The following is a 15,287-nucleotide window of genomic DNA, read 5'->3' on the forward strand; positions in this document are numbered from 1 at the left end:
CGCCCTGGCGCGTCCCTCACAAACCAACCCGACGAAAGGTTAAGATATGACCCCTAAAGAGTTGCGCGAAAAGCGCGCCCGCCTGGTGACCGAAGCCCGCGCAAAGCTGGACGAAATCACCGACAAAACGCCCGAGGCCCGCGCGGCCGAATTGGAGGGCGAGTTTAATTCGATGATGGCTGAGGCCGGCCGGCTGCTGTCGCGCGCCGAGGCACTGGAGCAATCCGACGCGGCACTGGCGTCGCTGGATGAAGGCCAGGAAAGCAACCGCCCCGAGCACCGCGGCCAAAGCGGTGCCGTCGATGCCCCGCGCACGCCCGCGCCGATGGAATACCGCCAGGCGTTCCAAGAACTGTTGCAGCGCGGCGGCGATATCCACGCCCTTGACCCCGAAGTGCGCAAGGTGATTGCCCGCGTTGAGGCCGAGGCCCGCGCCCAAACCGCCGGCACCGCGGCCGAGGGCGGGTTTTTGGTGCCCGACGAAATGCACCGCGCGATTGTCAAAGCGATGGCCGCTTGGGGGCCGATGTTTGCGGAAGGTTTCGCGACCGTCATTCACACGCCCGGCGGGGGCACCATTCCAATTCCTGGCGTGGATGATACCGCGGGCCGGGCGGCGAAACAGGCCAATGAAGGCGACACGCCGGCCAATGACGGCTCGGGCGATGTGGTCTTTACCCGCAAGACCCTGGAAGATTTCATGTACAATACGCCTTGGATCAAGGTGTCTTTGCAGCTTCTTACCGGGTCGGTGGAAAACATGGAGAGCCTGCTTGGTGAGTTGCTGGGCGAGCGCTTGGGCCGCACCGCAAACGACAAGTTGACCGTGGGCAGCGGATCGGGAGAGCCGGTTGGCGTGGTCACCGCGGCCGGGGTCGGCAAAATGGCGGCAAGCCTGTCGGGGATCACCACCGACGAATTCCAAGAGTTGGTGCATTCGGTTGACCCGGCTTACCGCACCTCGCCCAAGTTCGGCGTGATGATGAATGACAACACGTCTCTGGCCCTGTCGAAGCTGAAAGACACAACCGGCCGCTACATTCTCAATGAGGAAGGCGACCGGATCAAAATGGGTCGGGTCTCGGCCAAGGTGACGATTAACCAGGCCATGGATGATATCGGCGCCAACGCCCGGTCCATGGTTGCAGGTGATATGGGCAAATACTTTGTCCGCAAAATCGGCGGCACGGTGATTGGCACGGATCGCGGCGCCACCTTCTGGCCCAACATGGGGATTGCCGGCTATACGCGCTTTGACGGCGCGCTGGCCGATGATCGCGCCATGAAAGCCTTGGTGCACCCCGCGACCTAAGCACGCCCAAACGGCACGATAATTCGTGCAACGCCCTGGCGCCGATCCTGGCGCCGGGGCAATCCTGACCCTGGAGAGAAACCCATGGAAAAAGTTACCGTTAAAATGACCGTCGCGCGCACCGATGTTGCCGCTGGCGCCGAGATTGCAGTTTCCCCGCAAGAGGCGGGCCGCATGTTGAAGGCCGGCCAGATTGTGCAGCCCTCGGCCAAGGTGCTGGAGGCGATCAAACGTGCGGCCGAAGATGATGGCGTGGAAACCGCCGCCGCGGCTGGCGCGACCAAGAAAGCGGCCGCCAAAAAGGCCAAGGCCGCTGCCGACAAGGCCGCCGCTGACAAGGCCGCTGCTGACAAGGCCGCTGCCGACAAGGCCGCTGCTGACAAGGCCGCTGCTGACAAGGCCGCTGCTGACAAGGCCGCTGCCGACAAGGCCGCTGCCGACAAGGCCGCCGCTGACAAGGCGGGCGCCTAATGACCTGGGGCGGCGTTTCTGTTCTGAGCAAGCCGGCGGCGCTGCCCCTTGCCCTGGCCGACCTAAAGGCCCGCTTGCGGGTGGATCACGACGACGAAGATCTAGAGATTGAGGGATTTATGCGCGCCGCCGTGGGCATGATTGATGGCCCCGATGGTATCGGCGTTGCAATCATGCGGCAAACCTGGCGCCTCACGTTGGATATTCTGCCGGCCCAGGTGATCCTGCCCGGCGCCCCTATCGCTGGCCTGGTGGCTTTTCGGGTCTTGGACGCCGGCGGCACCTGGCAAGAGGTGCCCCTGGAAGATTGCCGCCTGGTCACGGGGATTGATCCGGTGCGCTTGGTGCCGGCGCCGGGGGCGTCCTGGCCGCGTCCCGCCGCGCAGCCCGGCGCGGTGCAGATTGATTACACCTTGGGCGCCGAGGCGGCCGAGCACGCCGACCCGTCCCTGGTGACGGCCGTGGCGCTGATTGCCGGGCAATACTACAATCACCGCGAAACCGTGGCCGCGGGGCAGGTGGTCGAGCTGCCTTTGGGGGCGCGCCATATCATGGAGGGCCGCCGCCGCGGTTTGGTCGGATGATGGGGGCCGGCCGCCTGCGCCACCGCGCCGATTTTTCCCGGCGCAATGAGGATGCCCGCGACGCGATGGGAAACCCCGCGCCCGCCACCTGGGCGCCGCTGCTGACGGTTTGGGCCAATTTCCGCGAAACCCTCGGCCGGGAGGCCCTGGCGGCCGGGCGTATGGAAGGCAGCCGCACCGGCACATTGCGCCTGCGCAATTCGGCCGCGGCGCGCGGGATCACGGCCGCGGATCGCGTCACCTTACTAGATGCGACCTGGGAGGTGGTAAGCCCGCCGGCGCATGTGGATGAGGCCGGCGCTTGGCTGGAGTTGCGCCTGGAGTGGCTGGCATGAAACTGACCGGCGACAAAAAGCTGATGCGCCAGCTAAAGGCGCTGCCCGATAGTGCCCGCGGGCATTTGGGCACCGCCATGCGCCGCAATGTCGAAGAAGGCGAGAAAATTGCCAATGTGCTGGCGCCTGATGTGACCCACGAAACCCGCGGCAATATCTACTCGGAATTGAAAGACGATGGCCTAACCGGGGTCATTCACGCGATCCCTGACGATGCGCCGCAGGAAGATAAAGACCGGGCATATTCGATTGAGCACGGGCGCAAGAAGGGCAACCGCGGCACCACCGAGGGGCACAAGTATATGTGGCAAACCCGGCAATATCTGCAAAAGAAATTTCGGGGCCGAATGCGCCGCGCGATGAAAAAAGCGGTGAAAGAGGTGACCAATGGGTGATTATGCCGGCGCGCTGCAAGCGGCCTTGGTGGCCCATTTGATGGCCGATCCGCGCCTGGCCGCGCTGATCGGCGGCCGTGTGGTGGATGAGCCGGGCCAGGTGGCCTTGCCCTATCTGCAAATTGCGTCTTTGGACGTGGCGGCCGATGATACCGACTTGACCACCGGCGCGACCGTGCAAGTGGGCTTGGTGGTCCGCACCCGCCCCGCGGCCGGCAAGACCGAGGCCCAGGCGATCTGCGGCGCGGCCTCGGCGGCCTTGCACCGCCGGCCCGAGGCGCTGGACGTGGCGCCCTTCACGATTTCCGAAATCGAGGTGCAAACCTGGATGGTCCAACGCGAGGGCAATGGCCTGGCCTATACCGGCCGCTTGGCCGCCCTGGCGCATATGGATGCCGCCTAACGCGCGCCACCAGGCGGGGCGCATTTCACCACAACCGAGAGGATAAGACATGGCTAAACAAAAGGGCCGCGCGATGCTGTTGAAAATCAGCGACGGCGCGGCGGCATTTTCCGCTTTTGCTGGGCTGACAAGCAAGAGCCTTGAAATCAATAACGAGCGTATCGACGTGACCACGCCCGACCCGGTGACCCCCGAGGGCGAAATGTGGCGCGAAACCCTTGACGGGGTAAAATCGGTGTCGGTGTCGGGGGATGGCCAATTGGTCGAGGGCGCCAATGAGGCGCGGCTGGTGACCATTGCCATGTCGGCTGCGGCCGAAGATGATTTTGAGGTGGTCGTGCCCGGGCTGGGCACCTTTGCGGGGCGTTTTGCGGTCAATGTCGGCTACAATGGCGCCGAAGATATGACTTTTTCCATTACGCTGGAGAGCACCGGAAAAATCACCTTCACCGCGGCGGCCTAATGGGGATCGCTGCACAAGCAAAGCGGGGCGGGCTGGTCGAGCAATTGGCCGGCGCGTCCCGCGCGATGATCCTAACAAACGCCGAAATCGAGCGTTTCGAGGATCGCCATTTTGGCATTTTCCAATTGTGGGACGGTTTTTTTGGCCGCGCGCCGCGCCCGACCACGGGCCAGGTGCGCGACCTTGTGGCCCTCGGGCTGGTCGGTGCCGGCATGAGCGACGCCGAGGCGGATCGCTTCATTTCGGGGCTGGGGCCTGACCACAATATGCGCCTCTACCAATTGGCCCAAGCCTTAATCGGCGTGGCCTTTTATCCCGACGCGGCCGAGGCCGGGGGCGGCGACCCCGAGGACGCGGCGGCGGGGGATGATGGAAAAAAGACCCCGCCCGCGCCTGGGGGGTAAGGCGGATCGCGCGGAGCGCGGCGCCCTTGGGCATTACGCCCGACCAGGTGCGGGCGATGATCCCGCGCGATTGGCTGCTGATTGTGCGCGGCTATGACGACAAGGCCAAGGTGGGCAAGCCCGGCGCGGATGCGCCGAGCAAGGCCGAGGTGGCGGCATTGGTGGAGGCTTTCGGATGAGCGAAGCGGAACGGCTAAACATTATCCTGACGGCGCGCGACCGTGAATTTACGCGGGCAATGGACCGCAACAATAAGCTGATTTCCTCTTTTGCCAGCAACACAAACCGCGGGTTGAGCAATACCGCAAAGAGTTTTGATAAGATGGGCACGGCCGCCAAGGGCAGCGCCACCGGCCTCGGTCGGGTCATTAACATGTCAGGCTCGGGCCGCTTCGTTCTGCAAAACACGGCCGCGCAGATGGGCGATATCGCGGTGCAGATGGAAATGGGCACCGCCGCATCGCGGGTCATGTCGCAACAGTTGCCGCAATTGCTCGGCGGCTTTGGTGCTCTGGGCGGCGCGCTTGGCATTGTCGCGCCGCTTTTGGGCACGGTCGCGGCCGTGGGCATTCCGCTTGCCGCAATGTTGATGACTGTGGGCGGTGAGGCCGAGGACAGTGGCGAAAAGGTCAAGGTTTTTGGCGATTATGTCGCGGATGCGGAGGCGGCCCTGGGCCGCGCCGAGGCGGCCATGGCCACCGCCAGCGCCGGCGGCATGGATGATCTGGCCGAGAAATATGGCACGCTAACCGATAAAATCCGCGATCTGGCCGACGCGCTGGCCGACATTGAAATGCGCGCGGCGCAGGCGGCCGTGGGGTCGGTTTTGGATATGGCTTTGGGCGAAGGGTTCCAGGCCGAGGTGGACAAGGTGTTTGGGACCGTTGGCGCGGCGATTGTCAACGCGGGCAGTGAGGCCGCCCAGGCCGAGGCCGCGGCGATGCGGGAAAGCCTCGCCGGGCTGAAAACAGAAATGGACATGATTGCGCTGTCGGGCGCCGCGATCCCTGAGGCCCTAAAGGCGCAATTTGCCGAAATGCAGGCCGAATTGGCGGCGGTCGAGGGTCGGGTGGCCGACATGGGTAGCCTGGGCAGCGAATTGGGCGTAAGCGTCGAAACGCTGCAAAGCCTGGACGCTTTGCAGGAAAAGCTGGACCTGGCCCGCGAGGCTGGCGAGTTCCATGGCGTGGCGGACGCTTTAAGCGAAATCCGCGTGATCCTTCAGGGCGCCGGCGATGATATCGACCAATTGGTGATTGATGCGCTGGTGCAGGCTGAGGACCAGGCCCGCAAGATGGCCAAGGAATTGGGCCAGGCCGACGATACGGTGGTTTCGCTGGCCGAGAACGCATCGCATATCGCGGGCGGGCTGTCGCCGGCGGTATCCGAGGCGATCCGCTTGGCCGAGTGGCTGGGCATTTCGCTGAAAACCGCCCAGGTGCTGGCCAAGCTGGGGCCGCAAGGGATGCCGGGGGCGCCGCAAGGTGGCCGTGGCGGCGATCCGCGCGAAATGGGGGGCGGCTTTGACGATTGGCGCTACCGTGAGGCCGACGCATTCCTGGAAAATTGGGAGCCGCCCAAACCGGCGCGCAAGGGCCGGTCGGGCCGATCCGGCGGCGGCCGGGCCAAGAAGTCCGAGGCCGAGAAAAAGGCGGCAAAAGAGGCCACTTCGGCAACCCGGCAATATGAAGGCGCGGTTAAGGCGCTGGAAAAAGCCTTTGGCGACAATGAGGCCCGCGCCGAGGGCTACCGCGAAAAGCTGGACGCGCTAAAGGCGCAGTTTGACGGCGGCAAGATTTCGGCCGAAGACTATGCGGCCGGGGTGGATAAGATCAAAGACGCTTTCCAGGAAAGCGCGCGCCAGGCCAAATCCCTGGAGGATGCGGCGGCGCAAACCTTTGCCAGCATTGTCACCGGATCGGAAAGCGCAAGCGATGCGCTGTCAAACCTCTTTTCCAGCCTGGCCAACCAATTGGCGCAAAGCGCCTTTTCCGGCCTGTTTGGCGGCTCGGAGGTTTTCGCCGGCCTGGGCGATCTGATTTCGGGCAATTTCGAGGGCGGTGGCTATACCGGCAACGCCCCACGCGCCGGCGGCCTGGATGGCAAGGGCGGTTTCCTGGCCATGATGCACCCGAAAGAAAGTGTCATTGACCATACCCAGGGCGGCGGCGGTGGCGCGGCCTCGGGCGGTGGCGGTTCGGTCAGTATCCATGTGTCGGTGTCGGGCGCGCGGGGCAATTCGGAGATTTCCGAAATGGTGCAAGCCGGCGTGCGCCAGGGGTTGCAGCACTATGACCGATCGGTGCTGCCGCGGTCGGTTAAGCAAATCAACAGCGACCCGCGGAGGATCGGTTAATGGCCTATTCACAACCGGCCACCCTGGCCGATTTTTTCAACACTTTGCCAATTCAAGAGGTGGATTTTCGCCTGGACCGCCAGCGCCAGGTCAACGGCTTGGCGGGCGGCGAAATCCTGACGGCCGATCTGGCGCCGGCGATTTGGGCGGGGTCGATGTATCTGGCCACAATGCCCAAGCGCCGCGCCGCCGAGGTGCAAGCGGTGCTGGCCGACCTGGAGGCGCCGGGCCGGTCTTTTGAGGTGACCAAACCGCACCAAATTGGCCCCGCGTCTGATCCCGCCGGCACGCTATTGGCAGGCGCCAGCCCAACCGTTGCCGAGGTGGACGTGACCAACGCGCACCGGCTCAAGTTGTCGGGGCTGCCCGCGGGCCTTGCGCTGGTGCCGGGCGATTTCCTGGCCTTCACCTATGACCAGGGCAGCGGGCCGCGGCGGGCCTTTCACCAGGTGGTGCAGGGCCGGGTGGCCGATGCCGCCGGCGCGCAAACCGATTTCATGCGGGTGCAGCCCTTGGTGCGGCCCGGCACGATCACCGGCGGCGTCACCCTGACCCGGCCGCCCATGCTGGCGGTCCTGGTGCCGGGGTCGGTCAGTTACGGCACCACCTTTGGCAACACGACCAGCGGCATGTCTTTTGCATTTCGCCAAACTTTGAGGCCCTAATATGCGCGAATTTGACCCCGCAACGCTGGATTTGCTCGGCGGCCGCCGCGGCCTAGAGGCGCGGCGCTTGGTATGGATTGAGGCCCGCAACCGGCAAACCGGGGGCATTGAGGGCCTGGGTCTTTGCACCGGCGCGGATGATTTGACCGTGAGTGTCGAGGGGGTCGCGCGCACCTATCTTGGGGTTGGCGCCTTGCTGGAGGCCGAGCCGATCACCGCAGGCGCGGGTCTAACGGTGCGCATCCACCAATTGCGCCTGGCTGCCATTGATGGCCGCGTGGAGGATTTGGTGAAAGGCTATGAAACGCGCTTTGCTGATGTGGATATGCACCGCGCGATCTTTGACCCTGAAACCGGCGCCATGGCCGGCCCGCCGCACCGGGTATTTCGCGGCCTGGTCAACGCGCTGGATTTTCCAACCGGCGCGGTGGATGGCAGCCCGGCTTGCATCATTGAGGTGGTGAGCGAAACCCGCGCTTTGACGCGCACGCTGCCCACGAAAAAATCAGATGATAGCCACCAGGCCCGCGGTGGGGATCGGTTCCGCCGCTATGCTGAGATTTCGGGCGCGGTGCCGGTCTATTGGAATGAAATTCGATCCGATCCGACGCCAAGCCCGACGCAGGGCGGTGGCGCTTCGAATAATGGGGGGCGCGTCAATGACCGTTGATGCCACATTAGAGCGCCGGCCCGATTGGCGGGTGCGCTTGGCCGATTATCTGGCGGGCGTGGCCCGGCGCCCCTTTCGCCCCGGCACGATGGATTGCGGGTTGTTTGCCGCGGGGGCTGTCGAGGCCATGACCGGTGCCGATCTCGGGGCCGAGTGGCGCGGCACCTATCGCACGATTTCCGCGGCCCGTGAGGCCCTGCGCGGCGCGGGCTTTGCCGATCATGTGGCCTTGGTGGCGTCCATGCTGCCCGAGGTGGCCCCCGCCTATGCCCAGGCCGGCGATATCGCGGCGCTGCCGGGCAGTGACGGCGGCCCCGCCTTGGGCGTGGTACAGGGCGCTTCGGTCTATTGTTTGCGGCCCTCGGGCCTGGCGCTGGCAAGCCGGCTGCATATTGAAAGGGCTTTCAAGGTATGAAGCATTTCCCAACCTTTGCGGCGGTGCTGCTGGTGGCGCTCTTCTCGGCCAGCGCAGCCGCGGCTGATCCTATCTCGGCCGCAATCGGTATCCTTACCAAATTTGCGGCTTCATCGGCTTTCGCTGGGTTTCTGGTCCGTACCGGCATTTCGCTTGTGTTTTCAGCGCTGGCAACGGCCCTGGCCGGCAAGCCAAGCCAACGCCAGCCGGGGATCAAGACCGAGCATAGCACCACCGGCGGGGTCAATCCGCAAACCTTTATCTTGGGCACCTATGCCACCGCCGGCAACATGGCGGCGCCACCCTATTCGCACCCGAATTCTGGCAAATATCCAAATATCTATCTGACCTATGTGTTGGATATTGCGGACATGCCGGGGGTGACTTTTTCGCGCCTGATGGTGTCGGGCGAATATATCGAGGATTTGCAGCCGTCCGATGATCCCTACCGCGACTATGAGGGGGAATTGGAGGGCGTCCACCCGCATCTTTGGCTGACCTGGCACGATGGCAGCCAAACCGTGGCCGATCCTTACATGATGGAGCACCACGCGGCCCATGCGGAGCGGCCCTGGTCTGCGGATATGATCGGCACCGGCCTGACCTATGCGGTGGTGACGTTCAAGTATAACCGCGAGCGGTGGAATCAATTGCCCGGCGTCCGTTTTGAGGTGAGGGGCATTCCGCTTTATGACCCGCGCGCCGATGGGTCGGTGGGCGGCACTGGCACGCAACGCTGGAGCGACCCGAGCACCTGGGCGCAGACCGATAACCCGGCGGTGATGGTCTATAATATTTTGCGCGGGCTGACCCTGCCCGATGGCCGCCGCTGGGGTGGCCAGGTGGCTGCCGCTGATCTGCCCTTGGACAATTGGTTTGCCGCGATGAACGAGTGCGACGTGGCGGTGGCGCTGGAGGCGGGCGGGACCGAGCCGCAATACCGCGCCGGGCTGGAGGTGTCGGTGGATACTGAGCCGGCGGCCGTCATTGAAGAATTATTAAAAGCCTGTTCGGCCAGCATTTCCGAAGTGGGCGGGGTGTATAAACTGCGCGTTGGCCCGCCGGCGCTGCCGGTGTTTTTCATGTCTGATGATGATGTGGTGGTGGACCGCCCCAAAAGCCTGGCGCCTTATCCTGGGCTTGACGGGGTACATAATGCGATCCACGCGTCGCATCCAAGCCCGGCCGCGCTTTGGGAAAGCCGCGACGCCCCGCCGCGCTACAATGCGGAATGGGAGGCCGAAGACGGGGGCCGGCAATTGGTCGCCCAGGTGGACCTGCCGGCCGTGGCCAGCGATACCCAAGTGCAGCGCCTTATGCGGGCCTGGATCGAAGATGAGCGCCGGTTTCGCCGCCATAGTCTGACCTTGCCGCCCGAGGCCGCCGTGTTGGAGCCGCTGGACGCCATTGCTTGGACGAGCACGCGTGAAGGGTATAGCGCCAAGGTTTTTGAGATTGGTGAGGCCACCGACGATCTGGCAACATGTTTGCAGGCTCTGGCCATGCGTGAGCGTGACGCGGGGGATTTTGCGTGGGATGCGGCCGTGCATGAGCTGCCGGTCGTTCATCCTGACCCGCGGCCAAACGTGCCCGAGCGCCGGCGCTTGGAAATGCTTGCAGTGCAGCCTTATGCGGTGGTGGATGGCGACGGGATCGGCCGCCGGCCAGGCTTGCTGCTGACCTGGGATGCGTCCCTGACGGCAAGCCATGAGGCTGTCGAGTACGAGGTTCAATTGGCCGGCGGGGCGCCGGTAACTGCCGGTATGGTGCCCGATGCGACCGTGGGCCAAGTGGTTATCGGTGAGGGTCTTTTGGCGAGTACGGCCTACCGTATCCGCGCCCGGCTGTTGAGCGGCCGCCGGGGGGATTGGTCGGGCTGGGTTAGTGCCCAAACCGATGATTTACGCTTGGGCAAAACAGATTTAAGCGATGATGTGGCGGTGTCATTGCAGCGGGCAGATGGGGTGCGCGCCGATCATAACGCCTTAGTTGAAGGTTTCACGCGCGGCAATCTCGCCAACCTAGAAGTGGACTATGTGTCGGCGGAAAACGCCCGTGAAGGCTCTGAGGCGGCGCGGGATGCAGCGCAGGCGGCGCGGGATGAGGCGCAGACCTTTGCGGGCAATGCAGATGGCAGCGCGTCTGCGGCGGCGGGTTCCGCTGAAACCGCGAATACAAAAGCCGGAGAGGCAGGCAATAGTGCCGCTGCGGCCCGCGCCGACCGCATTGCCGCGCAAAGCGCCACCGATAGCGCACAGAATGCGGCCAGCGCCTCGGCTGACTCGGCGTCCCTTGCGGCGTCTCACGCGGGCGATGCGGGTGTTTCGGCAACTGCCGCCAGCAATGCCTCTGTGCAAGCCAGCACAACCCGCGATTTGGTCGTGCGTATGTCGTCGGACCCGTACATTGCCTTGCCGGGAAGCGTATGCCCTGTTGGCACCACCAATACCGGGGAGATTATCCCCAGCAACCCATCTTGGGGAACGGACAACCTGCAAGTTGTTCCGGGCACCGACCCCGAAGTGGGTGGACAAGACATTTTAGCGAAGGGATATCAATACCTTTACTGGAAAGAAGCCCATGCCGTTAAAGCAGGACACACCTACCGCGTGTCGTTTCGCATGGCGTGTGAGGCCAACCCCGACAGTTTGAAAACCTACCTCGGCATTGTCCCTCTAGGGTCCGATTTTCTATCGGCCCGCCTAAACACAGGGGTCAACGGCAACCACTATGGCGCTTTGAACGGGGTTGTTCTCGCAGATGATGCCACGTTCCGCGAATACTCTTTTGATTTCACCGTTGAGGATTTAGAAAACCTCTACCCTGAAACGAAGTACGTCCGTCTGCTGGCGCTGCTCAATTATTCTCAAAGCAACACCGGAAACGTGTCGCGCCTTTCGATGGCAAAGTTTGAGGACATTACCGCTCTTGTAGAGGTGGAAAACCTCGCCCGTGGTGCCAGCAATAACGCGGCGGGCAACATGATCGCTGACGCTCAGATGCTCGACCCAGCCGCGTGGCGACCACATTACAGTACCACAAAAAGCGTGGATTTCTTCAACCATGATGTCAGTGGTGGCAAGGGGTACCGCCACGATCAAGGCGGTCCCGCGTGGTGGTATCAAAAGAAATCCCACAAGATCGTTTCGGGGCGGCGTTACGCCCTGCGGATGGAGTATCGCGTATCGGGCGGTTCGGCCTCTTGCTATTTCACATGGAATGAGAAGGGCACAAACAATTACGGTTCTTCCAGCTTCACGCCTGTCAAGGATGGCGGCTGGCATGTTATTGAAAAAGAGATAACCGCCGATCAGATTACGGGGGCTGTCGGCGGAGCCGATGAGGTTCAGTTCGGCTTTGCTGTAAACCACCCAAATGCTCCGGCAGGTGAATATGGCGAAGTGCGCTATCTTGAAGTGCGCGATATCACTGAAAGCTACCTTGCAGGCCAGTTTGCAGAGGCTGCATCCGATAGCGCCTCACTGGCGACAGCGGAGAAGAACGCGGCAGGCGCTTCGGCCACCGCCGCGAGCAATAGTGCAAACACGGCTGCAACAAAGGCAGGGGAAGCCAGCACCTCGGCAACAAACGCCGCTCAAAGCTATTCAGGGGCCGATGGGGCAAGGCTGGCAGCAATCGCGGCCAAGGACGTGTCCGTGTCTATACAACAAGACTTGGAGTTGTTGGCGGACCAGCAATTCGAGTCGGCTTGGCAGCGCGGCGGTGAATACTGGGCAAACGGGTATGCCTTGAGTGAATACGCACTCAAAACCGTTCAAAGTGTGATGGAGGCAAACAATGATGTTTACCTGACAACAAGCACGACTGAGGGTCGGGTGCTGCGCATCGACACTACGTCCAACCGTGTCATGTCTGAACGCGGTCTGCGGCCCTTTGTGCAGGGGCAGAAAATCAGATTGCGCATCCGTGCCAGCCCTAGGTCGGGTGGCCCAGCCCTTAAAATCTGGATGGTGGCGACAAAGGCAAACGGCGATTATCTCGGCTATCTTGAAATCCCCAGCGGTACGAAGGCGCTGCAAATAGGGTGGCATGACTACGAGTGGGAATTTACGCCCTATGACCGTCGTATCGCCAGCATAGCCACCGCTGCGCGTTGGCGCTTGATGATCGGCATGGGGTACGGCAACCCCGGTGGGCAAGAGGTGGCGTCGATCCAAGTGGACGACGTGACCGAAAGCGCATCGGTTAAAACCCTGCAATCGGCAGTGGTCGATTTGGAGGGCAATGCCTCTGCGGGCTATCTGATTAAGGCGCAGGCAGGAAATCAAGTATCTCTGATCGACCTGATCGCGGCAGATGGGTCTACAGGCTCTGTGTCCGTGGCCAAGATCAGCGCCCAAGACATTCTCTTGGACGGGTCCGTCACCGCCTCGAAACTCCTAGTTTCGGGCAACAACCTCCTACAAAACGGCAACCTGCAATCGGGCGACCTGTCTGGGTGGAAGCCTTGGTCTAGCCCTGACAAGTTGTTTTTCTACCAAACCAGCAACTATCGGTGCATCCGGTTCAATCGGGGTGCACATAATGTGTCCATCTTTTCGGGCGCTGCCGCGTACTCGAATAGCGGTGCACTGCAAGAGGCCATGCCTCTGAAATCTGGGAAAAGGTATCGCTTTGAAGTGACCATGTGGTCCAACGTGGCTGCGACCACTAGCTTTCTGATGTACTTCCACAAAGCTGACGGGACTTACACGAGTAACCTGACCATAGGTAGCGTAAACACAACGACCACTTGGGGAGTGTATGCCTTTGAATTTACGGTGCCCTCGAATGTCCTCGGCGGCCACCTGTACATTTACGGGCCTTCTAGCGCGAGTGGGGTCCAATACTTCACCAATATGTCCATTAAGGAAATGGATGGGGCTGACCTGATCGTTAACGGTGGGATCAAAGGGGATAAAATCCAAATTGATGATGTAACCCTTGATACCGATGGCAACGGCAACCTGGTTATCAAGAATGATGGCGTGAGCCGTGGTAAGATCATTGATGGCGCGGTTTCTAACGGATCGTCTTTGATGCAGTGGGCGGGCGGCGCTACCGCCCCAAGCGATACTTATTCGACGGCAATTTCTACCGGCCCGACTGATCCTGATGAGATTTGGACCCTCGCTTGGGCTGGTGAAATCCGGCAAGGGTCCAATAGCACGGGCGGGCAAACAAACGTGCGCTACCAGTACCGCACCAAAAAATCCGGCGTTTGGGGCAATTGGGTCGAGTCGCAAGACTCGGCAGGTTCGGAAGGCACCGCCTGGAGGCAGTATTTCCATTCTCTGTCGATCATCGGTGATTTTGACGACATTCAGATGCGCCACAAGTTTTGGATACATAACAACGGCGCGGCAGACACAAACGGGGTTCGGGGCGTGGCCTCGGCGGTAAAGGCGGTGATGCGGTGAGTGAAGAACAAGAAATCATGCCGGGGGCAGAGCCAAATCAAGCGCCAGCCCCCGCGTCCGATCCGGTGCCCGCGCCGGCGCCAGTGCAGCCCGAGGATGGGCGGCGAAAGTTTGTCCTGTTTGATGAGGCTGGCGAGGTCGTGGGCGCGGGTTTCAGCCTGCCGCCTGCGGGCGCCATCGTCATGGACGTGACCGAAAAGGTTGCCGATCTGGCGCGGCTTTATGTGGATGGCGAACATGGCCTGGCGCCTCGCCCCGAGGTGCCAACCCCCATACTTGACGGCGATAGCCTTTCGATCCCCGCCGGTCCTGTCGGCACGCGGCTGCGCGTCATTGATCCGGTTCTGGACGAAATCATGTGGGAGGCTGTCACGGATGAAAGCCTGACCGCGCACGTCCTGACCCTGCCGGATGCGGGCCGCTATGTGGTGGATATTGAGCCACCTTTTCCTTGGATGTTTCAACAGGCGGAGTTTATCAAATGATCTTAAACCGTTCTGCCGCCAGTTTAGAAAAAGAGGTCGCGGCCGCGCGTGCGGTGGCGGTCCAGGATATCAACCGGCAAACCGGCGCGGTGCGCTGCCGCTTCATTACCGATATTCCCGGCCAGCAAATGATCTATGCGGATAAGGAGGCCGAGGCGCGGGCCTTTGTTGATCTGCAACCGGACCCGCTGGAATCGTCGGCGGATATGTCGCGCTTTCCCTTTATTGAGAAGGAAATCGGCACCACGGCCCCAACGGCCTATGAGGTGGCGCAGGTGTTTTTAAACCTGGCCGCGCAGTGGCGCGTGGTGGGGGCTGATTTAGAGGCGCTGCGCGTCCGCTATAACAACCGGGTCTATGCCTCGGTCAGCCAGGCCGAGATTGACCAATTGATGGCCGATTTTTCGGCAGATTTGGAGTTTTACAAGTGACCCCTGACTATGTGTTGGCGCAGATGCGCCGAGATTTCGCATATCGCGCTGATGCGGGCTTGGATGCCTGGCGGGTGCCTGTCGATGCCGGCCCGGTGCGCGGCGATTGCGAAGAATTCGCCCTGGCCTTGGCCTTTCGCCTGGCCGGCCGATCCTGGCCGCGGTTTCTCTGGCACCTGGCCAGCTTTAAATCGGTGGTCTGGCAATGCACCACGGCCCAGGGCGTGGGCCATGCCGCGCTCTGGCACCGCGGCGCGGGTTGGGCAGATAACATTTACCCGACCTGGGGCGCGCGCTGCCGGCACAAGCGGCGGTTTCCCTACGTCTTGCCGCTTGTGGCGGTCAAGCTGGCCCTGGGCGCTCTGGTGGCGCGCGTGAGCGGGGCCAAATCGCCGGCCGAATAACGCCCCGCGCGGGATCCAGGTCGGCGCCATATGTTGCGGAAATAGCGCATGGGCAGTCTAAATATTGAATTTCA

17 protein-coding genes are annotated in these 15,287 nt (G+C 62.3%); all 17 read left to right on the forward strand.

Going from position 1 to position 15,287, the window contains the following annotated elements:
* Positions 1–46 precede the first annotated feature (46 nt).
* The 17 genes from HKX24_RS09835 to HKX24_RS09915 all read left to right on the forward strand — a co-directional run bounded on the left by HKX24_RS09835 (position 47) and on the right by HKX24_RS09915 (position 15,213).
* Positions 47–1,312, forward strand: coding sequence for a phage major capsid protein (locus tag HKX24_RS09835; protein ID WP_276153953.1), 1,266 nt, complete (start codon positions 47–49; stop codon positions 1,310–1,312).
* Between the two features lie 84 nt (positions 1,313–1,396).
* Positions 1,397–1,783 carry a hypothetical protein gene (locus tag HKX24_RS09840; RefSeq protein ID WP_276153954.1) on the forward strand — a complete coding sequence of 129 codons (387 nt, stop codon included), beginning with the start codon at positions 1,397–1,399 and terminating at the stop codon, positions 1,781–1,783.
* On the forward strand, positions 1,783–2,367 hold the full coding sequence (locus HKX24_RS09845; protein WP_276153955.1) for a hypothetical protein: 585 nt from the start codon (positions 1,783–1,785) through the stop codon (positions 2,365–2,367). Before HKX24_RS09840 ends, HKX24_RS09845 begins: the two co-directional genes overlap by 1 nt.
* Positions 2,364–2,702 carry a head-tail adaptor protein gene (locus HKX24_RS09850; protein WP_276153956.1) on the forward strand — a complete coding sequence of 113 codons (339 nt, stop codon included), beginning with the start codon at positions 2,364–2,366 and terminating at the stop codon, positions 2,700–2,702. The genes HKX24_RS09845 and HKX24_RS09850 overlap by 4 nt, the downstream gene beginning before the upstream one ends.
* Entirely contained in the window at positions 2,699–3,097 is a 399-nt protein-coding gene (locus HKX24_RS09855; RefSeq protein ID WP_276153957.1) for a hypothetical protein, read from the forward strand. The genes HKX24_RS09850 and HKX24_RS09855 overlap by 4 nt, the downstream gene beginning before the upstream one ends.
* Positions 3,090–3,500: a DUF3168 domain-containing protein gene (locus HKX24_RS09860; protein WP_276153958.1), complete on the forward strand. Its 411-nt coding sequence runs from the start codon at positions 3,090–3,092 to the stop codon at positions 3,498–3,500. The genes HKX24_RS09855 and HKX24_RS09860 overlap by 8 nt, the downstream gene beginning before the upstream one ends.
* 49 nt (positions 3,501–3,549) lie before the next feature.
* Complete coding sequence (locus HKX24_RS09865; RefSeq protein WP_276153959.1) at positions 3,550–3,963, forward strand: phage major tail protein, TP901-1 family; 414 nt, start codon at positions 3,550–3,552, stop codon at positions 3,961–3,963.
* Positions 3,963–4,367: a hypothetical protein gene (locus HKX24_RS09870; protein WP_276153960.1), complete on the forward strand. Its 405-nt coding sequence runs from the start codon at positions 3,963–3,965 to the stop codon at positions 4,365–4,367. The genes HKX24_RS09865 and HKX24_RS09870 overlap by 1 nt, the downstream gene beginning before the upstream one ends.
* 56 nt (positions 4,368–4,423) lie before the next feature.
* The gene (locus HKX24_RS09875) at positions 4,424–4,546 is read left to right on the forward strand and encodes a hypothetical protein (RefSeq protein ID WP_276153961.1); all 123 of its coding nucleotides are present in this window, start codon (positions 4,424–4,426) and stop codon (positions 4,544–4,546) included.
* A complete protein-coding gene (locus HKX24_RS09880; RefSeq protein ID WP_276153962.1) occupies positions 4,543–6,723 on the forward strand; it encodes a hypothetical protein in 2,181 nt (726 codons plus the stop codon). Before HKX24_RS09875 ends, HKX24_RS09880 begins: the two co-directional genes overlap by 4 nt.
* A complete protein-coding gene (locus HKX24_RS09885) occupies positions 6,723–7,388 on the forward strand; it encodes a hypothetical protein (RefSeq protein WP_276153963.1) in 666 nt (221 codons plus the stop codon). Before HKX24_RS09880 ends, HKX24_RS09885 begins: the two co-directional genes overlap by 1 nt.
* A gap of 193 nt (positions 7,389–7,581) precedes the next feature.
* The gene (locus HKX24_RS09890) at positions 7,582–8,058 is read left to right on the forward strand and encodes a hypothetical protein (protein WP_276153964.1); all 477 of its coding nucleotides are present in this window, start codon (positions 7,582–7,584) and stop codon (positions 8,056–8,058) included.
* Entirely contained in the window at positions 8,048–8,473 is a 426-nt protein-coding gene (locus HKX24_RS09895; protein WP_276153965.1) for a hypothetical protein, read from the forward strand. Before HKX24_RS09890 ends, HKX24_RS09895 begins: the two co-directional genes overlap by 11 nt.
* The gene (locus tag HKX24_RS09900) at positions 8,470–13,893 is read left to right on the forward strand and encodes a carbohydrate binding domain-containing protein (protein ID WP_276153966.1); all 5,424 of its coding nucleotides are present in this window, start codon (positions 8,470–8,472) and stop codon (positions 13,891–13,893) included. The genes HKX24_RS09895 and HKX24_RS09900 overlap by 4 nt, the downstream gene beginning before the upstream one ends.
* Positions 13,890–14,378, forward strand: coding sequence for a hypothetical protein (locus HKX24_RS09905; RefSeq protein ID WP_276153967.1), 489 nt, complete (start codon positions 13,890–13,892; stop codon positions 14,376–14,378). Before HKX24_RS09900 ends, HKX24_RS09905 begins: the two co-directional genes overlap by 4 nt.
* Positions 14,375–14,809: a hypothetical protein gene (locus HKX24_RS09910; RefSeq protein WP_276153968.1), complete on the forward strand. Its 435-nt coding sequence runs from the start codon at positions 14,375–14,377 to the stop codon at positions 14,807–14,809. The genes HKX24_RS09905 and HKX24_RS09910 overlap by 4 nt, the downstream gene beginning before the upstream one ends.
* Complete coding sequence (locus tag HKX24_RS09915) at positions 14,806–15,213, forward strand: hypothetical protein (protein ID WP_276153969.1); 408 nt, start codon at positions 14,806–14,808, stop codon at positions 15,211–15,213. Before HKX24_RS09910 ends, HKX24_RS09915 begins: the two co-directional genes overlap by 4 nt.
* The last annotated feature ends 74 nt before the right edge of the window (positions 15,214–15,287 follow it).

The sequence above is a fragment of the Sulfitobacter sp. M85 genome (assembly GCF_029285915.1).
Lineage (GTDB): Bacteria > Pseudomonadota > Alphaproteobacteria > Rhodobacterales > Rhodobacteraceae > Sulfitobacter > Sulfitobacter faviae.